The organism is Pseudomonas sp. RL_5y_Pfl2_69 (assembly GCF_963970465.1).
Taxonomy (GTDB): Bacteria; Pseudomonadota; Gammaproteobacteria; order Pseudomonadales; family Pseudomonadaceae; genus Aquipseudomonas.
Genome location: NZ_CAXAOU010000002.1, coordinates 1 through 18,519 on the forward strand (window position 1 = coordinate 1; position 18,519 = coordinate 18,519).

Annotated in this window: 20 protein-coding genes; 14 read left to right on the forward strand and 6 right to left on the reverse strand. The window is 57.1% G+C overall.

The genetic code is table 11. The features are described from left to right. Nucleotides 1–193 precede the first annotated feature (193 nt). The gene (locus tag AACY07_RS03190) at nt 194–511 is read left to right on the forward strand and encodes a PA4575 family protein (RefSeq protein ID WP_019824029.1); all 318 of its coding nucleotides are present in this window, start codon (nt 194–196) and stop codon (nt 509–511) included. 10 nt (nt 512–521) lie between these two features. On the opposite strand, the gene AACY07_RS03195 is transcribed toward AACY07_RS03190, so the two are convergent. Next, nucleotides 522–2,354, reverse strand: coding sequence for a hypothetical protein (locus AACY07_RS03195; RefSeq protein ID WP_339473444.1), 1,833 nt, complete (start codon nt 2,352–2,354; stop codon nt 522–524). A 142-nt stretch (nt 2,355–2,496) separates the two neighbouring features. Here AACY07_RS03195 and AACY07_RS03200 point away from each other — a divergent pair, with 142 nt between their 5' ends. Together AACY07_RS03200 and AACY07_RS03205 are read left to right on the forward strand one after the other, a co-directional pair. Next, nucleotides 2,497–2,985 carry a TIGR00645 family protein gene (locus AACY07_RS03200; RefSeq protein ID WP_019824027.1) on the forward strand — a complete coding sequence of 163 codons (489 nt, stop codon included), beginning with the start codon at nt 2,497–2,499 and terminating at the stop codon, nt 2,983–2,985. Between the two features lie 143 nt (nt 2,986–3,128). Continuing rightward, on the forward strand, nt 3,129–3,746 hold the full coding sequence (locus tag AACY07_RS03205) for an FKBP-type peptidyl-prolyl cis-trans isomerase (protein WP_019824026.1): 618 nt from the start codon (nt 3,129–3,131) through the stop codon (nt 3,744–3,746). A gap of 62 nt (nt 3,747–3,808) precedes the next feature. Here AACY07_RS03205 and AACY07_RS03210 read toward each other — a convergent pair whose 3' ends face one another. The 3 genes from AACY07_RS03210 to AACY07_RS03220 all read right to left on the reverse strand — a co-directional run bounded on the left by AACY07_RS03210 (nt 3,809) and on the right by AACY07_RS03220 (nt 5,754). Next, on the reverse strand, nt 3,809–4,081 hold the full coding sequence (locus tag AACY07_RS03210; RefSeq protein ID WP_133078597.1) for a PA4570 family protein: 273 nt from the start codon (nt 4,079–4,081) through the stop codon (nt 3,809–3,811). Between the two features lie 195 nt (nt 4,082–4,276). After that, on the reverse strand, nt 4,277–4,618 hold the full coding sequence (locus tag AACY07_RS03215) for a zinc ribbon domain-containing protein YjdM (RefSeq protein ID WP_016779415.1): 342 nt from the start codon (nt 4,616–4,618) through the stop codon (nt 4,277–4,279). 167 nt (nt 4,619–4,785) lie between these two features. Continuing rightward, the gene (locus AACY07_RS03220; RefSeq protein WP_133078596.1) at nt 4,786–5,754 is read right to left on the reverse strand and encodes a polyprenyl synthetase family protein; all 969 of its coding nucleotides are present in this window, start codon (nt 5,752–5,754) and stop codon (nt 4,786–4,788) included. Nucleotides 5,755–5,995: 241 nt separating this feature from the next. On the opposite strand from AACY07_RS03220, the gene rplU reads away from it, so the two are divergent. The 5 genes from rplU (at nt 5,996) to AACY07_RS03245 (ending at nt 9,762) form a co-directional block, all read left to right on the forward strand. After that, on the forward strand, nt 5,996–6,310 hold the full coding sequence (rplU, locus tag AACY07_RS03225) for a 50S ribosomal protein L21 (protein WP_003443915.1): 315 nt from the start codon (nt 5,996–5,998) through the stop codon (nt 6,308–6,310). Nucleotides 6,311–6,344: 34 nt separating this feature from the next. Next, nucleotides 6,345–6,620: a 50S ribosomal protein L27 gene (gene rpmA, locus AACY07_RS03230; RefSeq protein ID WP_003443913.1), complete on the forward strand. Its 276-nt coding sequence runs from the start codon at nt 6,345–6,347 to the stop codon at nt 6,618–6,620. A gap of 197 nt (nt 6,621–6,817) precedes the next feature. Continuing rightward, nucleotides 6,818–8,044, forward strand: coding sequence for an Obg family GTPase CgtA (cgtA, locus tag AACY07_RS03235; protein ID WP_019824019.1), 1,227 nt, complete (start codon nt 6,818–6,820; stop codon nt 8,042–8,044). 123 nt (nt 8,045–8,167) lie between these two features. Next, nucleotides 8,168–9,286, forward strand: coding sequence for a glutamate 5-kinase (proB, locus tag AACY07_RS03240; RefSeq protein WP_219261011.1), 1,119 nt, complete (start codon nt 8,168–8,170; stop codon nt 9,284–9,286). 14 nt (nt 9,287–9,300) lie between these two features. Continuing rightward, on the forward strand, nt 9,301–9,762 hold the full coding sequence (locus tag AACY07_RS03245; protein ID WP_133078595.1) for a CreA family protein: 462 nt from the start codon (nt 9,301–9,303) through the stop codon (nt 9,760–9,762). Nucleotides 9,763–9,926: 164 nt separating this feature from the next. Here the strand turns inward: AACY07_RS03245 and rpsT are convergent, their stop codons facing one another. Next, a complete protein-coding gene (rpsT, locus tag AACY07_RS03250; protein ID WP_003443902.1) occupies nt 9,927–10,205 on the reverse strand; it encodes a 30S ribosomal protein S20 in 279 nt (92 codons plus the stop codon). A gap of 250 nt (nt 10,206–10,455) precedes the next feature. Here rpsT and murJ point away from each other — a divergent pair, with 250 nt between their 5' ends. The 6 genes from murJ to ispH all read left to right on the forward strand — a co-directional run bounded on the left by murJ (nt 10,456) and on the right by ispH (nt 17,845). Next, a complete protein-coding gene (gene murJ / locus AACY07_RS03255; protein WP_219260985.1) occupies nt 10,456–11,994 on the forward strand; it encodes a murein biosynthesis integral membrane protein MurJ in 1,539 nt (512 codons plus the stop codon). A 118-nt stretch (nt 11,995–12,112) separates the two neighbouring features. After that, nucleotides 12,113–13,063 (forward strand): bifunctional riboflavin kinase/FAD synthetase, encoded by a 951-nt coding sequence (gene ribF, locus AACY07_RS03260; RefSeq protein WP_219260983.1) that lies wholly within the window; start codon nt 12,113–12,115, stop codon nt 13,061–13,063. Continuing rightward, nucleotides 13,060–15,891 (forward strand): isoleucine--tRNA ligase, encoded by a 2,832-nt coding sequence (gene ileS / locus AACY07_RS03265; RefSeq protein WP_339473445.1) that lies wholly within the window; start codon nt 13,060–13,062, stop codon nt 15,889–15,891. The genes ribF and ileS overlap by 4 nt, the downstream gene beginning before the upstream one ends. Continuing rightward, the gene (lspA, locus tag AACY07_RS03270; protein WP_133078591.1) at nt 15,884–16,402 is read left to right on the forward strand and encodes a signal peptidase II; all 519 of its coding nucleotides are present in this window, start codon (nt 15,884–15,886) and stop codon (nt 16,400–16,402) included. The genes ileS and lspA overlap by 8 nt, the downstream gene beginning before the upstream one ends. Then, a complete protein-coding gene (fkpB, locus tag AACY07_RS03275; protein WP_133078590.1) occupies nt 16,395–16,832 on the forward strand; it encodes an FKBP-type peptidyl-prolyl cis-trans isomerase in 438 nt (145 codons plus the stop codon). The genes lspA and fkpB overlap by 8 nt, the downstream gene beginning before the upstream one ends. A 65-nt stretch (nt 16,833–16,897) precedes the next feature. Continuing rightward, nucleotides 16,898–17,845, forward strand: coding sequence for a 4-hydroxy-3-methylbut-2-enyl diphosphate reductase (gene ispH, locus AACY07_RS03280; protein ID WP_019824001.1), 948 nt, complete (start codon nt 16,898–16,900; stop codon nt 17,843–17,845). Here the strand turns inward: ispH and AACY07_RS03285 are convergent. Beyond that, complete coding sequence (locus AACY07_RS03285; protein ID WP_445261344.1) at nt 17,746–18,363, reverse strand: GspH/FimT family protein; 618 nt, start codon at nt 18,361–18,363, stop codon at nt 17,746–17,748. The two genes, ispH and AACY07_RS03285, sit on opposite strands and share 100 nt — an antisense overlap. Nucleotides 18,364–18,519 lie beyond the last annotated feature (156 nt).

Here is an 18,519-nt window from a genome sequence, read left to right on the forward strand (position 1 = left end):
GCTTGCTCGCGATCCAATCGCGAGCAAGCCCGCCCCCACAAATCACCGATACCCATCGAATAAGCCGTTGGTCATTGGCGACTTTTCTTATGCGCTTTTTCTTCTATTCTCAGGGCATGGACTCCACTGTCGTCACCGGACGATGCAGCCCGTAGTGTGCGGCTGAAGACAGGATCTATCGAGGGTCGCCGCCATGTCGCGCAACCTTTGCCTTACTCGCCAATGCTTGGGCCTGGTGACTCGTATTGAATGCAGCATTCGACCGCTGGCAGGCAATAACGGGATGTGGACGCTTCTCTTTGCTGCAGGTCTGGCAGGTGAGCAGCCCTCTACTATCAAGGCGCAAGGCCCGTTCCCAGGGCCTTTCGTGGCCGAAACCATTCTTGAATCAATCGTTGAAAGCCTGACGCTGCACGGTTATCGGCTCGCGGACGATCCGCAGATCTGGTGCCTGCATGTGCAGGCCCAGTTGCGTCAGATCAATGGCGGGCGCTGCAGCGCGTCCCACTAAAACGGCGGTTTTATTGGGGGGTGCTGGCTGGCGCAGCTTTGTCGAGTTTGACTTCAAACCCATATTCGACAGGGTTCAGGGCTGTGCGTGCATAGCTTTCAAGTTGAGTCGGCTGACCATAAAAGTAATGCACGTCGAACACTGGCGGGCCATCTGGCTCGGCGCTGTGGCTGACAGCTAGCACTTCCTTCAGGTAGTTACCCGTGCCGTCTTTTGCATAAAAGCGCCAGGCCTCTTCCGGGAACAATTTTTGATCAACGATCAGGGTATTGCCTTTGAGCTCAAGGCCTTTGGGCAGGTGGGCGACATCCAGTACCTGCTTGTCTATGTCCGCGATAAACAGCGGGATTGAGCCAACCGCATAGGCCGGTGTTTCGGGGAACAGGTTCAGGTCGTAGGTGATGACACCCGCGTTGGGGTCCACATCAAAGGCTTCGATGGGCAGTTCGAGCGGCTCGCTGCGGTTGCCATTTTCATCTTCGGCAAAGAAGGTCACGGGTGCGTCGGATTTTTGCGGGAGCGCCCCGAGCATTTCGTCGTTGAAGGTGGCCGGATGGCTGAACTCAAGAGTTGCCGCGCTGGCATCGTCCACTGACTGGCTGATCACCACGCTCTTTTCCAGTTGCTCCGGGTCAAGGGTGGCGTTCTTGAGGTAGCTGGCGGCCTGGTCGTCATACACCACAACGTTGATCGGGAGTGCCTGAATCTCTTTGCCCACCACGTTTTTGTCGAGCTTGAGCACCGGCAGATCGAGGGATTTGCGGGTGACATTGGCCGTGGAGAAATCGAGCACGTTGATATCGACACTCTCTACCGTGCCGTTGAAGTACACCTTGCTGTAGTGGTGGGGGTGCTTCTGCTCAAAGGCTTGTTGCTCGTTATCCAGTTGCTGCTCAAAAGCCTCGCTCCAGGCGGTTTGCTTGAGCATTTCGGCCAGTTGCTGCTGATAAAAGGCCAGTTGTTCGGCGTTTTCGTTAATCGAACCCGAGCGTGACAGAAACTGTCCGGAGTGGTCGCGGGCCTGGATGATCAGCGGGTTGAGCGGGGTATCTCGTACCTGTTCTGCCAGCGGGGCGCTGTTGACGATATCCACTTCGGCATAGTTTTGACCCAGCGTCAGCAGGGTCACGCTGATTGTGCCGTCGGTACGGGTTTTACCCACATCCTTGGCATTCAGGTTGAAGTTGACCACCTTGCCTGGCGCGATCACTTCCACTTTGCCATGCAGGATCAGGGGTTGGGGCTGTCGAGTGTTCTCGACCTCAAGCCCGTCAATGTAGGGGTAAGTGACGGTCAGGTCGTCCGGGTTGCTCAGGTTGGCGCTGGAGGGGCTTAGCTGGATGCCTGGGTCGGTTTCAGACCACTCGGGAGCAAAGGGCACCACCTGCTTGTTGCTCAGGGTCACGGATTGCCATTCCAGCGCGTGGGGGAACGGGAATTCGGACGCGCTATTGAGCGGGAACGGGAAGACGGGTTCCAGGTCCGTCAAGTAATCGGAGCTGGAGTTTTTGCGCAGTACAAACAGACCGTTGATATAGGTATCGCTTAACGCCTGGCTGCTGGGGTAGTGCTTAAGCAGTGCAAGGTCGTCCGTGGCGTATTCGGTCTCGATGGGTTTGTCTTGAAGCTTGAGGCGCGCACGCTCCAGCAACAGCAAAGAACCGCCCAGGTCGGCGATTGCATCTTTGAGCTGTTGATCCTTGATGGTGTCCAGGCTCTGTTCAAACGCAGCACTGCGTTCTTCCAGAGTGGCCTGCTGGTGTTCGTCGTCAGGCGAGCAGCCGGCAATGGCGAGCACAGCCATCGAAAACCCAAAACAGGCCAAGGGAAATCGCAGATCCATGGTTCGGTTTTCCTGTCCGTAAACAATGCTTGAGAGGAGGACACTAGCAGAAAATGTTTTTACAGGCTGTTTCGAAGCCTTTAACTATGCGGTTTTCTCACTGATATACTCGCGCCCATTTTTTTAATTCCTGTGAGATTCAATGGAACGCTTTATCGAAAACGCAATGTACGCCTCGCGCTGGATTCTGGCGCCTATTTACTTCGGGCTCTCGCTGGGTCTGTTGGCTTTGGCGTTGAAGTTCTTTCAGGAAGTGTTTCACGTAATCCCCAACGTGTTTGCGTTAAGTGAGTCGGATTTGATCCTGGTCATTTTGTCGCTGATTGACATGGCACTGGTGGGCGGCCTGTTGGTGATGGTGATGATTTCCGGCTACGAGAACTTCGTCTCGCAACTGGACATCGACGACCACAAGGAGAAGCTCAGCTGGCTGGGCACCATGGACTCAACCTCGCTGAAGATGAAAGTGGCAGCGTCGATCGTGGCGATCTCCTCGATTCACCTGCTGCGAGTGTTCATGGATGCGCGCAATATCGAGACCGAGTACCTGATGTGGTACGTGATCATTCACATGACCTTTGTGGTATCGGCCTTTGCGATGGGCTATCTGGATAAATTGACCAAACACTGACCCCAAGCCTGTGCGCGCACACGAACCCGGGCTGCGAAGGCTTTGGGGGCTGTGGTAGTCTGCTGGCCCTTTTTTGGTTCCGGGTGTTCGGGGGCTGCGGTTAACGTGGCATTTTCCGGGCACCCCCACAGCGGAGCAGTGTTATGTCCGAAGTAAATCTGTCGACCGACGAAACTCGTGTTAGCTATGGCATTGGCCGTCAGCTGGGCGACCAACTGCGCGACAACCCGCCACCGGGCATCAGCCTGGATGCAATCCTGGCTGGCCTGACTGACGCTTTCGCGGGCAAGGAAAGCCGTGTAGGTCAGGAAGAAATGTCGGCCAGCTTCAAAGTGATCCGCGAGATCATGCAAGCTGAAGCGGCTGCCAAGGCAGAAGCTGCTGCAGGCGAAGGCAAGGCATTCCTGGCTGAAAACGCCAAGAAAGACGGCATTACCACCCTGGCTTCCGGCTTGCAATTTGAAGTTGTGACTGCAGGTGAAGGCGCCAAGCCATCCCGTGAAGACACTGTACGTGTTCACTACCACGGCACCCTGATCGACGGCACTGTGTTTGACAGCTCCTACGATCGTGGTCAGCCAGCTGAGTTTCCGGTTGGCGGCGTGATTGCCGGTTGGACTGAAGCCCTGCAACTGATGAACGCCGGCAGCAAATGGCGCATCTACGTGCCGAGCGAACTGGCTTACGGCGCCCAAGGCGTTGGCAGCATTGCTCCGCACAGCGTGCTGGTATTCGACGTTGAGCTGCTGGACGTTCTGTAAGAACCCGGTGCTTTAACGTTGGCTGCGGGTTTGCTGGCAAACCCGCAGCTGCACCGGCCACGTCATATGTGTATTTTGGCGTGGTGCTGATGAGTGTCAGTCGTGCCGCAAGGGCGCAATGCCCGGGCATAGCAAAATAGAAACAAATTGCGCACCAGCTCCTTGAGCACTACCGGTTCGCTTGAGTTGAGCCCGCTGAAATCCAGGTCGCCCTGGTCCTGCAGTTCGTTCAGCGCTTCTTCTTCCAGTACCGCACAGACTTCCCCGGTTTCCCGATGCAGGATTCGCAGATAGGGATGTGGACGGTCCAGCCAGGCATCAATTAAATAAGTCATGGTCGTCATCTCCTTGATGAATACCAATGAGAATAATTCTTATTCAATTAATAGCAAGTGCCTATTGGCGGATTTATCGTCTTTGTGCGTTAGAGCTGCTGCGGATCAAGGTTGATGGCTTTTTGATATTGCGCGGGAGTGTTGCGAGGGAAATTGCACCTTCCTGCGCTAAACGCAGGAAGGAAAGCAACAGGATCAGACTTTACGCACGAACTCGGATTTGAGTTTCATGGGGCCGATACCGTCGATCTTGCAATCGATATCGTGGTCGCCATCGCACAGGCGAATGTTTTTGACCTTGGTGCCCACTTTGACCACCAGGGACGTGCCCTTGATTTTCAGGTCCTTGATGACGGTGATGGTGTCGCCGTCGGTCAGTACAGTACCTGCGGAGTCCTTGTAGACTTTTTCATCGCTGGCTTCTTCCGCTACGCCATTGGCAGACCACTCATGGGCGCATTCCGGGCAGATCAGCTGGGCGCCGTCTTCGTAGGTGTATTCGGAATTGCATTTTGGGCAGGGCGGCAACGTGCTCACTAAAGCTCCTTAAGAGTCAGGATGGCTAAAAGGCGCGCATTATATAGGGTTTTAGTGCGGGGCGGGGAATGGCGGGGCAGATTGACCGTGTGGGAGCGGGCTTGCCCGCGATTGGAGCGCCGCGGTGGCGGCGCTTGCATCGCGAGCAAGCCCGCTCCCACAGGCAGTTAGTGCGTGCGCGCTACTGCAAATTCGCTCAGCTCAACCAGTGCGTCGCGGTATTCGCTTGGCGGCAGGGCTTGAAGGCAAACAATTGCGCGGGCTACGTAGTCACGAGCCAGTTGAGCGGTGTACTCCAGCGAGCCGGAGGCCTCAACGGCGGCACGAATGCTCTCCAGGTCTTCAATGCCACCTTTCTGGATGGCCTTGCGCACCAGAGCTGCCTGTTCGGGCGTGCCTTCGCGCATGGTGTAGATCAATGGCAGTGTCGGCTTGCCTTCGGCCAGATCGTCACCGACGTTCTTGCCCAGGGTTTCGGCGTCGCCGCGGTAGTCGAGCAGGTCATCCACCAATTGGAACGCTACGCCCAGGTGATCGCCAAAGGTTCGCAACGCTTCGCTTTGTTCTGGCGTGGCACCGGCCAGTGCTGCGGCACTGTGGGTCGAAGCCTCGAAGAGCATCGCGGTTTTGCCGCGAATGACTTCCATATAGGTTTCTTCAGTGGTGCTGGCATCGCGCACTTTGGACAACTGCAACACTTCGCCTTCCGCAATGATGCGGGTGGCTTGCGACAGGATTTTCATCACTGGCATCGAGCCCAGCTCAACCATCATTTCGAAGGAGCGCGAATAGAGGAAGTCGCCAACCAGAACGCTGGGCGCGTTGCCCCACGTTGCATTGGCTGTTTTGCGACCACGGCGCATGCCCGACATGTCGACCACGTCGTCGTGCAGCAGAGTGGCGGTGTGCAGGAACTCGATGGTCGCGGCCAGCAGGCGCATATCGTCGCCTTCGCGGCCAAGGGCCTTGCCGCACAGCAGCACTAATAAAGGACGCAGGCGTTTGCCGCCGGCTGAAGTAATGTAGTCGCCGATTTTTGAGACCAGCGGTACGCGTGAAGTCAGCTGCTTCTTGATGATGCCATCGACGGCGCTAAAATCGTCCGCCACCGCGCGGTAGAAAGCTTGGGGTTGCATCAGCGACAGGTGCTCCAGAAGGGTTGCGCGGCATGCTAGGTCGGGGGGCTGGGCCTGTCAAGGCGCGATAGACGGCCCCTTGCAACCCCGGCATGGCTTGCGTACAATCGCGCACCCTGAACTTCCTGGGCAGCACCTGCCTTACGCAATTGCACTTGGGCCGTTCCAGCCCCATGCAGCCATGCCAGCCAATACCTTTACCTATAAAGCGCTGGGTGAGCAGGATTATCGGAGAAATACCATGTCGTACGCAGTAATCGTTACTGGTGGCAAGCAATACAAAGTAGCTCCAGGTGAATACCTGAAGATCGAAAAACTGGAAATCGCTACCGGCGAATCCGTAACTTTTGATCGCGTTCTGTTGGTCGCCAATGGCGATGACGTGAACATCGGCGCTCCAGTTGTTCCTGGCGCCACTGTTGTTGCTGAAGTGATCTCCCAAGGTCGTCACGATAAAATCCGCATCATCAAGTTCCGTCGTCGTAAGCACCACATGAAGCGTATGGGCCACCGCCAGTGGTACACCGAGATCAAAATCACCGGTATTCAGGCTTAATTTCAGCCTAATTCCTCACTAGGAGAATTGACTCATGGCACACAAAAAAGCTGGTGGTAGTACCCGTAACGGTCGCGACTCAGAAGCCAAACGCCTTGGCGTGAAGATGTATGGCGGCCAGGCTATCATTCCGGGCAACATCATCGTGCGTCAGCGCGGCACCCAATTCCACGCTGGCTACGGCGTTGGTATGGGCAAAGATCACACCCTGTTCGCGAAAGTGGAAGGCGTGATCAAGTTCCAGGTTAAAGGCGCCTTCGGTCGTCGCTATGTAAGCATCGTTCCGAAGACTGCAGTCGTCGCGGCGTAATAGCTTGGTAGCTGGAAGAGCCCTGTCTTGCGACGGGGCTTTTTCGTTTGTGGGGTGAGTCTCTTGCAAAACTGTTTGTATGGGCTGCTGGCGCTGGATTTTACGGTCGTTGATTGAGGTCGCTGCGCTCATTTTTGCAAGAGTCTTATGTCTTGGTTTTTATCGGCTCGTCCTGATGACGAGAGGCGTGTTTTGTTATGAAGTTTGTTGATGAAGTATCGATCAAAGTAAAAGCAGGCGACGGTGGTAACGGTTGCATGAGCTTCCGTCGTGAGAAATTCATCGAAAACGGTGGTCCGAACGGTGGTGATGGTGGTGACGGCGGCTCGATCTACATGATCGCCGACGAAAACCTCAACACCCTGGTTGATTACCGCTACACCCGTCACTTCGATGCTCAGCGCGGCTCGAACGGCGGCAGTGCAGATTGCACAGGTCGCAAGGGTGAAGATCTGGAGCTGCGTGTTCCGGTCGGCACCACGGTGATCGATGCGGGCACTCAGGAAATCATCGGCGACCTGACCAAGGCCGGCCAGCGTTTGCTGGTGGTTCATGGTGGTTGGCACGGTCTGGGCAACACCCGTTTCAAATCCAGTACCAACCGGGCTCCACGCCAGACCACTCCGGGTAAGCCGGGTGAGCAGCGTGACCTGAAACTGGAGCTGAAAGTGCTGGCTGACGTTGGTCTGCTGGGCTTGCCGAATGCCGGTAAAAGTACCTTTATCCGTTCGGTGTCTGCGGCCAAGCCAAAGGTGGCGGATTATCCGTTCACCACGTTGGTACCAAACCTGGGTGTAGTCAGCGTGGATCGCTGGAAGAGCTTTGTGATTGCCGATATTCCCGGCTTGATCGAAGGTGCTTCTGATGGTGCGGGCCTGGGGATTCGCTTCCTCAAGCACTTGGCGCGTACCCGTCTGTTGCTGCACCTCGTCGACATGGCGCCGGTTGAAGGCAGTGAAAGCGCTGCTGATACCGCAGAAGTCATCGTCAACGAGCTGACCAAGTTCAGCCCGTCCCTGGCTGAGCGTGATCGTTGGTTGGTCTTGAACAAGTGCGATTCGTTGCCGCAAGACGAGCATGATGCGCGTGTTAAAGAAGTGGTCGATCGTCTGGAATGGACGGGTCCGGTTTACGTGATTTCGGCCATCGCCAAAATCGGTACCGACAAGCTGTGCCACGACATCATGCGTTATCTGGAAGATCGTGCTGACCGTCTGGCCAATGACCCGGCCTACAAGGAAGAGTTGGCTGAGCTTGATCAGCGCATCGAAGATGAGGCGCGTGCGCAGTTGCAAGCGCTGGATGACAAGCGTGCCCTGCGCCGCAGCGGCGTGAAGAGCGTCCACGACATCGGCGACGATGACTGGGATGAAGAAGACGTTGAAGACGATGATGGTCCTGAAATCATTTACGTCCGCGACTGATTCGTTGCAGTAAACTACAGCGCCGCTCAATGAGCGGCGTTTTAGCATCTACGAGTTGGTAATCAAAAATAATTCCATGGGTAGCGCTCGGTCGCGCTGCTCTCAGGCATAGGTTGGATGATGATGCGGAGCAAGGTGACGGGTGCGCAGCGCTGGGTGGTCAAGATCGGCAGCGCGTTGCTGACAGCGGATGGCAAAGGCCTGGATCGCGTAGCGATGGGGGTTTGGGTCGAGCAGATGGTGGCGTTGCACGAGGCTGGCGTTGAGCTGGTGCTGGTGTCTTCGGGTGCGGTTGCGGCCGGTATGAGTCGATTGGGCTGGACGGTGCGACCGAGTGCCATGCACGAACTGCAGGCGGCTGCGGCCATTGGTCAGATGGGGCTGGTGCAAGCCTGGGAGTCGAGCTTTGCCGAGCACTCCCGGCATACCGCGCAAATCTTGCTGACCCATGACGATCTGTCTGATCGCAAGCGTTACCTCAACGCCCGCAGTACCTTGCGTGCGCTGGTGGAGTTGGGCGTGATCCCGGTCATCAATGAAAATGACACGGTGGTCACGGACGAAATTCGCTTTGGCGACAACGATACGCTGGCGGCGCTGGTGGCCAATCTGGTCGAGGCGGACCTGCTGGTGATTCTGACCGATCGCGACGGCATGTTTGATGCCGATCCGCGCAATAACCCTGATGCAAAAATGATTTACGAAGCCCGTGCCGATGACCCTGCGCTGGATGCAGTGGCGGGCGGTACGGGTGGTGCGCTGGGTCGTGGCGGCATGCAGACAAAGTTGCGTGCGGCGCGTCTGGCGGCCCGTTCGGGTGCGCATACCATCATCGTGGGTGGGCGTCTGGAGCGTGTGCTGGATCGTCTGAAGGCTGGCGAGCGCCTGGGCACGTTGCTGTCTCCTGAGCGTGGCCTGCTGGCAGCGCGCAAGCAGTGGCTGGCCGGGCACTTGCAGACCCGCGGCACGCTGGTGCTGGATGAGGGGGCTGTCGCGGCCTTGTCCAAGGGCAATAAAAGCTTGTTGCCGGTAGGGGTCAAGGCGGTTCAGGGCGGTTTCCGTCGTGGAGAAATGGTGGTGTGTGTGGCTCCGGACGGGCGAGAAATTGCCCGTGGCCTGGCTAACTACAGCGCTGCGGAAGCGCAAAAAATTATTGGGCAGTCATCGGATGCGATTGTCGGCTTGCTGGGTTATATGGCGGAGCCAGAGCTGGTTCATCGCGATAACCTGATCCTGGTTTGAATGTGAGGTGTGGCATGCGCTTGATTGGCGGTTTGTTGGGGTTGATGTTGGCGATGCCATTGCTGGCGTCGGCTGAAGAAATTGGCACGGTGTCGACGGTATTCAAATTTGTCGGGCCGAACGATCGCATTGTGGTCGAGGCGTTCGATGATCCGAAGGTCGATGGCGTGACCTGCTACTTGTCTCGTGCCAAGACGGGTGGGATGAAAGGCGGGCTGGGTTTGGCTGAGGATCGCGCCGAAGCCTCGATTGCGTGCCGTCAGACCGGTCCGATCAGCTTCAAAGGTGAGCTCAAGGATGGTGAAGAGGTGTTCAAGGAGCGCACTTCGCTGGTGTTCAAGACCATGCAGGTGGTGCGTTTTCTCGACAAGAAGCGCAATACGCTGGTGTATCTGGTGTACAGCGATCGCCTGATCGAAGGCAGCCCGCAGAACGCAGTGACGGCGATTCCTATCTTGCCGTGGGCGCACGAGTAACGGGTCTCAATTAAAAAAGCTGCGGTTATCGCAGCTTTTTTTTGCCCATTTTTTACTGTGTTGACGCTTTTGTAGTCGATGACGAGCGTTGTGTTCGGAAGGGGGGGCAAATCACAGGCAATAAAAAACCGACCCTGAGGTCGGTTTTTTAAAAAGCTTATCGCTTAAGCGGCGGTCGCAAGGTTCAAAGCCTTGACGTGGCCATTCAGGCGGCTCTTATGGCGAGCAGCTTTGTTCTTGTGGATGATACCTTTATCGGCCATACGGTCGATAACAGGAACAGCCAGAACATAAGCAGCTTGCGCTTTAGCAGCGTCTTTTGCGTCGATGGCCTTAACTACATTCTTGATGTAGGTACGAACCATGGAACGCAGGCTGGCGTTGTGGCTGCGACGCTTCTCAGCCTGTTTTGCACGTTTTTTGGCGGAAGGTGTGTTGGCCACCGTCGAGCTCCTCGAAAGACTTTTGGGAAATAACAAACAAAATAGGCCGCGAATCATGCCGATGACGAGAACTCTTGTCAAGGGCGTTTGATGCGATCCGCTGAGTGGTGGATCGAGGCAGACGGGATATTTATTTCCGGCGCTTGACCTGTAAACTCGCGAGCTTGGCTCTGTGCTGTTGCGGCGCGCAGTATCGCATAAGTGGGCGCTTTGTTCGCCTGCTCTTTCTCTATAGGCAAAAACTCTTTCAATGAACCTGCTCAAGTCGTTGGCTGCCGTCAGCTCAATCACCATGATTTCCAGGGTTCTGGGCTTCATTCGCGACACGATCATTGCGCGTGCCTTTGGTGCCGGGATGGCCACGGATGCGTTCTTTATTGCCTTCAAACTGCCTAATTTGCTGCGCAGGATTTTCGCCGAGGGTGCTTTTTCCCAGGCTTTTGTGCCGATTTTGGCGGAATACAAGAGCCAGAAAGGCGAGGAGGCGGCCCGTACATTTGTTGCTTATGTCGCCGGGCTTTTAACCCTGGCACTGGCCATTGTTACCGTGCTGGGCATGGTCGCTGCTCCCTGGGTCATCTGGGCAACCGCCCCGGGCTTTGCCACGACCCCGGAAAAATTCGAGCTGACCAGTGACATGCTACGGGTCACGTTCCCTTATATATTGCTGATCTCGCTGTCATCGCTGGCAGGGGCGATCCTCAATACCTGGAACCGATTTGCAGTGCCGGCCTTCGTGCCGACCCTGCTCAACGTCAGCATGATCATTTTTGCGCTGTTCCTGACGCCGTATTTCGATCCGCCGATCATGGCGCTGGGTTGGGCGGTGCTGGTCGGCGGCCTGGCCCAGCTGCTGTTCCAGCTGCCCCATCTGAAGAAAATCGGCATGCTGGTGCTGCCGCGCCTCAACCTGCGTGACACCGGCGTCTGGCGGGTGATGAAGCACATGGTGCCGGCCATTATCGGTGTCTCGGTCAGCCAGATTTCGCTGATCATCAATACGATATTCGCGTCTTTCCTTGTTGCGGGCTCCGTGTCCTGGATGTACTACGCAGACCGCCTGATGGAGTTGCCGTCAGGAGTGCTGGGCGTGGCGCTCGGGACGATCCTGTTGCCGACCCTGTCCAAAACCTACGCCAATAAAGATCGCCAGGAATATTCGCGGATTCTCGACTGGGGATTGCGCCTGTGCTTTGTATTGGTGCTGCCGTGCTCGTTGGCGTTGGCCATTTTGTCCGAGCCACTCACCGTTTCGCTGTTCCAGTACGGTCAGTTCACCGCCTTTGATGCGGCCATGACCCAGCGTGCATTGATCGCGTATTCGCTTGGGTTGCTCGGGATTATCATGATCAAGGTCCTGGCACCGGGCTTTTATGCGCAACAAAACATTCGAACGCCGGTGAAAATTGCGATTTTTACCCTGGTAGTGACGCAGTTGCTCAACCTGGTATTTATTGGGCCTTTGCAGCACGCCGGTTTGGCGTTGGCCATTAGCGTGGGTGCCTGTATCAATGCCGGTTTGCTGTTCTGGCAGTTGCGTCGCCAAAAGTTGTTTGTCGCGCAACCGGGCTGGACCAAATACCTGTTCAAGCTGGTGTTGGCGGTGCTGGTGATGTCCGGGGTATTACTGGGCTTGATGCATCTGATGCCAGCCTGGGATCACGGCAATATGCTGGAACGGTTTATCCGTCTGGGCGGGTTGGTCATCGCGGGCGTGCTGGCTTATTTCGGCATGCTGCTGCTGTTGGGCCTGCGTTTGAAAGATTTCGCACGCAAGTCTCTTATGTAAGGTAATTGCAGGTCAGACGTCGATTTTGTCGAATTGACCTGATTTGCCGTGCGCTGTTGCCTGTCGTACCGGGCTGGGTGTGGTTATAATCGACCACTTTATGAGCAAGAAGCGCGTTATGCAGCTGGTTCTAGGCCTTCACAATCTGCGGCCCCAGCATCGGGGCTGCGTCGCCACTATTGGCAACTTTGACGGTGTACACCGTGGTCACCAGGCTATCCTGGGTCGGCTGCGTGAGCGTGCGCTGGAGTTGGGCGTGCCCAGCTGCGTGGTGATTTTTGAGCCGCAGCCGCGCGAGTTCTTCAATCCAGATACGGCTCCGGCACGTCTGGCCCGGTTGCGCGACAAGCTGCAACTGCTGGCCGACGCCGGGGTTGACCGGGTGCTGTGCCTGGCGTTTAACCAGCGTCTGTGCAAGCTCAGTGCTGCCGAGTTCGTCGATACCATTCTGGTCGATGGCCTGGGTGTGCAGCACCTGGAGGTCGGTGACGACTTCCGTTTTGGCTGCGACCGGGTTGGCGACTTCGACTTTTTGCAGCAGGCCGGCCAGATGCAGGGCTTTACTGTCGAGGCGGCGCAAACGGTCGAGCTCGATGGTGTGCGAATCAGCAGCACCAAGGTACGTGATGCCTTGGCTGATGCAGACTTCTCCCTCGCAGAACGTTTGCTGGGGCGCCCTTTTCAAATTACTGGCAGGGTATTGCACGGGCAAAAACTGGCGCGCCAATTGGGTACGCCGACCGCCAATATTCAGCTCAAGCGTCGCCGTGTTCCGTTGACCGGGGTTTACCTGGCCAGCGTCGACATCGATGGCAAGACCTGGCCCGGCGTCGCCAACATTGGCGTCAGGCCAACCGTAGCAGGGGATGGCAGCGCCCATCTTGAAGTACATCTATTGGATTATGCCGGTGATTTGTATGGCCGGCGCCTGACCGTGGCATTCCACCACAAGCTGCGTGATGAGCAGCGTTTCGCCTCCCTGGAGGCGCTCAAGACGGCGATCAATGCGGACGTCGCCGCCGCCCGAGCCTATTGGCTGGGTCAACCGCTTAAAAAGAGCCTGAAATGACCGACTACAAAGCCACGCTAAACCTCCCGGACACCGCCTTCCCAATGAAGGCCGGCCTGCCACAGCGCGAACCGCAAATTTTGCAGCGCTGGGACAGCATTGGCCTGTACGGGAAGTTGCGCGAGATTGGCAAGGATCGTCCGAAGTTCGTACTTCACGACGGTCCTCCATACGCCAACGGCACGATCCACATCGGTCATGCGCTGAACAAGATCCTGAAAGACATGATCATCCGCTCCAAGACCCTGTCGGGTTTTGACGCGCCGTACGTGCCGGGCTGGGACTGTCACGGTTTGCCGATCGAGCACAAGGTTGAAGTGACCCACGGTAAAAACCTGCCCGCGGATAAAACCCGCGAGCTGTGCCGTGCCTACGCGACCGAGCAGATCGAGGGCCAGAAAGCCGAGTTCATCCGCTTGGGTGTTCTGGGTGACTTCGCCAACCCTTACAAAACCATGGACTTCAAAAACGAAGCCGGTGAAATCCGTGCCCTGGCCGAAATCGTCAAGGGCGGGTTCGTGTTCAAAGGCCTCAAGCCTGTGAACTGGTGTTTTGATTGCGGTTCGGCCCTGGCTGAAGCGGAAGTCGAGTACCAGGACAAAAAGTCCGCGGCCATCGACGTTGCCTTCCCGGTTGCCGATGAAGCCAAGCTGGCCGAGGCCTTTGGCCTGGCAGCCCTGAGCAAGCCGACAGCGATCGTGATCTGGACCACCACCCCGTGGACCATTCCGGCCAACCAGGCGCTCAACGTACACCCGGAATTCACCTACGCGCTGGTCGACGTGGGCGACAAGCTGCTGGTACTGGCTGAAGAGCTGGTCGAGTCCTGCCTGGCGCGCTACAACTTGCAAGGTTCGGTCATCGCGACCACAACCGGTGCAGCGCTGGAGCTGATCAACTTCCGTCACCCGTTCTATGATCGCCTGTCGCCAGTTTACCTGGCCGAGTACGTTGAACTGGGCGCTGGCACGGGCGTGGTTCACTCCGCCCCGGCTTACGGCGTAGACGACTTCGTGACCTGCAAAGCCTATGGCATGGTCAACGATGACATCATCAACCCAGTTCAAAGCAACGGCGTGTATGTGCCATCGCTGGAGTTCTTCGGTGGCCAGTTCATCTGGAAGGCCAACCAGAACATCATCGACAAGCTGATCGAAGCCGGTGCGCTGATGTTCACCGAAACCATCAGCCACAGCTACATGCACTGCTGGCGCCACAAGACTCCGCTGATCTACCGCGCGACTGCGCAGTGGTTTATCGGTATGGACAAGCAGCCGACGACCGGCGACACCTTGCGTACCCGTGCGATCAAGGCCATCGAAGACACCCAGTTCGTTCCGGCATGGGGTCAGGCTCGTCTGCACTCGATGATTGCCAACCGTCCTGACTGGTGCATCTCGCGTCAGCGCAACTGGGGCGTGCCGATCCCGTTCTTCCTGAACAAGGAAAGCGGTGAGCTGCACCCACGTACCGTCGAAATGATGGAAGAAGTGGCCAAGCGCGTTGAGCTCGAAGGCATCGAAGCCTGGTTCAAAATGGACGCTGCCGAGTTGCTGGGCGACGAAGCGCCGCTGTACGACAAAATCACCGATACGCTGGACGTGTGGTTCGACTCGGGCACTACGCATTGGCACGTTTTGCGCGGTTCGCACCCGATGGGTCACGAGACCGGCCCGCGTGCCGACTTGTACCTCGAAGGTTCCGACCAGCACCGTGGCTGGTTCCACTCCTCGTTGCTGACCGGTTGCGCCATCGACAACCACGCGCCGTACCGTGAACTGCTGACCCACGGCTTCACCGTGGACGAGGCTGGTCGCAAGATGTCCAAGTCCTTGGGCAACGTGATTGCACCGCAAAAGGTCAACGACACCCTGGGCGCCGACATCATGCGCCTGTGGGTTGCCTCGACAGATTACTCGGGTGAAATCGCGGTTTCCGACCAGATCCTGCAGCGCAGTGCTGACGCCTACCGCCGTATCCGCAACACCGCACGCTTCCTGCTGTCGAACCTGACCGGCTTCAATCCGGCTACCGACATCCTGCCTGCCGAAGAAATGCTGGCACTGGACCGTTGGGCCGTGGATCGCGCGTTGCTGCTGCAGCGTGAGCTTGAGCTGCATTACGGCGAGTACCGCTTCTGGAACGTCTACTCCAAAGTGCACAACTTCTGTGTGCAGGAGCTGGGCGGTTTCTACCTCGACATCATCAAGGACCGCCAGTACACCACGGGTGCCGACAGCAAGGCCCGTCGTTCGTGCCAGACCGCTCTGTTCCACATCTCCGAAGCGCTGGTGCGCTGGATCGCGCCGATCCTGTCGTTCACCGCAGACGAGCTGTGGCAATACCTGCCGGGCGAGCGTAACGAGTCCGTCATGCTCAACACCTGGTACGAAGGCCTGACTGAATTGCCGGAAGGCGCCGAGCTGGGCCGCGCCTACTGGGAACGGATCATGGCGGTCAAGGTTGCGGTCAACAAGGAAATGGAAAACCTGCGTGCAGCCAAGGCCATTGGCGGCAACTTGCAGGCAGAAGTGACCTTGTTTGCCGAAGATGAGCTGGCAGCTGACTTGTCCAAATTGAGCAACGAACTGCGCTTTGTACTGATCACTTCCACCGCCAGCGTTGCACCTTTTGTGCAAGCTCCAGCGGATGCCGTGGTGACTGAAGTCGCCGGTCTCAAACTCAAAGTGGTCAAGTCCGCCCACGCCAAGTGCGCCCGTTGCTGGCACTGCCGTGAAGACGTCGGCGTGAACCCGGAGCATCCGGAAATCTGCGGTCGTTGCGTCGACAACATCAGCGGCGCCGGCGAGGTACGTCACTATGCCTAATACCAGCACTACCGGGCGCTTCGGGCGCCTGGGCTGGCTCTGGTTGACCTTGTTGGTCCTGGTCATCGACCTGACCACCAAGGTCTACTTCGACAACTCGCTGCAGATGTATCAGCAGATTGTAGTGATCCCTGATCTCTTCAGCTGGACCCTGGCCTACAACACCGGCGCGGCCTTCAGCTTTCTGGCTGACAGTGCCGGCTGGCAGCGTTGGCTGTTTGCGCTGATTGCTGTCGTGGTCAGTGGCGTGCTGGTTGTCTGGCTCAAGCGTCTGGGGCGCAATGACACCTGGTTGGCCATTGCCCTTGCCCTGATTCTGGGTGGCGCATTGGGTAACCTCTATGACCGGATTGTTTATGGTCATGTGGTCGATTTCATTCTGGTGCATTGGCAAAATCGCTGGTACTTCCCTGCGTTCAACTTCGCTGACAGTGCGATTTGCGTAGGTGCCGTGATGCTGGCGCTGGATATGTTCAAAAGTAAAAAGTCCGGAGAACCCGCTCATGACTGAACAGCGTATTGGTCAGAACACGCAGGTCACTCTGCATTTCGCATTGCGCCTGGAAACAGGCGACACCGTTGACAGCACCTTCGACAAAGCCCCGGCTACTTTCAAGGTGGGAGATGGCAGCCTGCTGCCTGGTTTTGAGGCCGCGTTGTTCGGTTTCAAGGCGGGTGACAAGCGCACGCTGGAAATCCTTCCGGAAAACGCTTTCGGCCAGCCCAACCCGCAAAATGTGCAGGTTATTCCACGTTCGCAGTTCAAGGACATGGAGCTGTCGGAAGGCTTGCTGGTGATTTTCAACGACGCGGCCAACACCGAGCTTCCGGGTGTGGTCAAAACCTTTGATGACGAGCAAGTCACCATCGATTTCAATCACCCGCTGGCAGGCAAGACCCTGACCTTCGACGTGGAAATCAAAGACGTCAAAGCGCTGTAATTCAGTGCCCGGCTGCGGCCGGGCCTGATTGGCATTATTTTTCTGCGCGTCCCACGAGGCCTAGCATGCATATCAAACTCGCCAACCCCCGTGGCTTCTGCGCTGGGGTGGACCGTGCGATTGAAATCGTCAATCGCGCACTGGAAGTATTCGGTCCGCCTATCTATGTTCGCCATGAAGTGGTGCACAACAAATTTGTCGTCGAAGACCTGCGCTCCCGTGGCGCGATTTTCGTCGAAGAGCTGGACCAGGTGCCGGACAACGTCATCGTGATCTTCAGTGCCCACGGGGTTTCCCAGGCCGTGCGTGCTGAGGCTGCGGGTCGTGGTCTGAAAGTATTCGATGCAACTTGCCCGCTGGTCACCAAGGTGCACATCGAGGTCGCGCGCTATAGCCGTGACGGTCGCGAATGCATCCTGATCGGCCACGCCGGTCACCCGGAAGTCGAAGGCACCATGGGTCAGTACGATGCCATTAATGGCGGCGCGATCTATCTGGTCGAAGACGAAAAAGACGTCGCCAATCTGCAGGTCAGGAACCCGGAAAAGTTAGCGTTTGTGACCCAGACCACCTTGTCGATGGACGACACCAGTCGTGTGATCGATGCCCTTCGTGCGCGCTTCCCGGCCATTGGCGGGCCGCGCAAGGATGATATCTGCTACGCCACGCAAAACCGTCAGGATGCGGTCAAGCAACTGGCCGATGAGTGTGATGTCGTATTGGTAGTGGGTAGCCCGAACAGCTCCAACTCCAACCGCTTGCGCGAACTGGCTGAACGCATGCAGACCCCGGCCTACCTGATCGACGGTGCCGAAGATCTGCAAAAAAGCTGGTTCGACGGCGTGCAAAGCATTGGTATTACCGCTGGTGCTTCTGCACCTGAAGTACTGGTGCGTGGCGTGATCCAGCAACTTCACGCCTGGGGCGCTACCGGTGCCGATGAGTTGGCTGGCCGCGAAGAGAATGTCACGTTCTCCATGCCCAAAGAGCTGCGGGTTCGCGCCATTACCTGATTTACCGCGCATAACGCCTGTGCAGCCTGATCGCTGCGCAGGCTGATGCGCCCGCTTTTTGCCAGCACCACCTGATAGTGGCTCTGTGCAGTCCTTGCCTGACAAACATGCAGCGTTCCCGCCTGAAAAGCGCCTTTGCTCAGCAGTGGCTCCCCCAGCGGACTAAATCGCACATAGTGTTTGACCGGCGTATTGCCCGCAATCGGTATGCGTCCACTGCCTTGTGTCTCGACCAGGACCGGGTTGCTCCTGTCGAGATGTCCCTGGCCACTCACGTCCAGAATGGTCCTCCAGCCTTGGCTCCAGTCCTCATTCACTGCATGAACCACCACATATTGATGGCGTAGCAATGCTTCAGTGCGAGCGTTGCGCAGGCTGCTGGCTAGCTGTTCGGCAGTGACCTGGCGACGCTGGCCCTCTGTGAGCGCGCTATAGGCCGGGCTGGCAAATCGGGCGGTGATCGCCACGATCATCAGCGACAGCAGTAACGAGATCAGGCTCATACCGCGTTGATACACAGCGCCCTCCTTGAGTGGTTGTAGTGTGCTTTCTCGGTATAGCTGATCCGGTATCCGCTGATGCCCGGCAATGATTTCATCATGTTTGCGGTTTTTGTATGGGCTATGGCTTACGAATTCAGGCGACAAAATCTGTCTGCCTTTCCAGATTGCGTC

Bases quoted from the DNA above. Each gene is read 5' to 3' on its own strand.
- AACY07_RS03190 (WP_019824029.1), top strand. From the start codon at position 194: ATGTCGCGCAACCTTTGCCTTACTCGCCAATGCTTGGGCCTGGTGACT.
- AACY07_RS03195 (WP_339473444.1), bottom strand. From the start codon at position 2,354: ATGGATCTGCGATTTCCCTTGGCCTGTTTTGGGTTTTCGATGGCTGTG.
- AACY07_RS03200 (WP_019824027.1), top strand. From the start codon at position 2,497: ATGGAACGCTTTATCGAAAACGCAATGTACGCCTCGCGCTGGATTCTG.
- AACY07_RS03205 (WP_019824026.1), top strand. From the start codon at position 3,129: ATGTCCGAAGTAAATCTGTCGACCGACGAAACTCGTGTTAGCTATGGC.
- AACY07_RS03210 (WP_133078597.1), bottom strand. From the start codon at position 4,081: ATGACTTATTTAATTGATGCCTGGCTGGACCGTCCACATCCCTATCTG.
- AACY07_RS03220 (WP_133078596.1), bottom strand. From the start codon at position 5,754: ATGCAACCCCAAGCTTTCTACCGCGCGGTGGCGGACGATTTTAGCGCC.
- rplU (WP_003443915.1), top strand. From the start codon at position 5,996: ATGTCGTACGCAGTAATCGTTACTGGTGGCAAGCAATACAAAGTAGCT.
- rpmA (WP_003443913.1), top strand. From the start codon at position 6,345: ATGGCACACAAAAAAGCTGGTGGTAGTACCCGTAACGGTCGCGACTCA.
- cgtA (WP_019824019.1), top strand. From the start codon at position 6,818: ATGAAGTTTGTTGATGAAGTATCGATCAAAGTAAAAGCAGGCGACGGT.
- proB (WP_219261011.1), top strand. From the start codon at position 8,168: ATGCGGAGCAAGGTGACGGGTGCGCAGCGCTGGGTGGTCAAGATCGGC.
- AACY07_RS03245 (WP_133078595.1), top strand. From the start codon at position 9,301: ATGCGCTTGATTGGCGGTTTGTTGGGGTTGATGTTGGCGATGCCATTG.
- murJ (WP_219260985.1), top strand. From the start codon at position 10,456: ATGAACCTGCTCAAGTCGTTGGCTGCCGTCAGCTCAATCACCATGATT.
- ribF (WP_219260983.1), top strand. From the start codon at position 12,113: ATGCAGCTGGTTCTAGGCCTTCACAATCTGCGGCCCCAGCATCGGGGC.
- ileS (WP_339473445.1), top strand. From the start codon at position 13,060: ATGACCGACTACAAAGCCACGCTAAACCTCCCGGACACCGCCTTCCCA.
- lspA (WP_133078591.1), top strand. From the start codon at position 15,884: ATGCCTAATACCAGCACTACCGGGCGCTTCGGGCGCCTGGGCTGGCTC.
- fkpB (WP_133078590.1), top strand. From the start codon at position 16,395: ATGACTGAACAGCGTATTGGTCAGAACACGCAGGTCACTCTGCATTTC.
- ispH (WP_019824001.1), top strand. From the start codon at position 16,898: ATGCATATCAAACTCGCCAACCCCCGTGGCTTCTGCGCTGGGGTGGAC.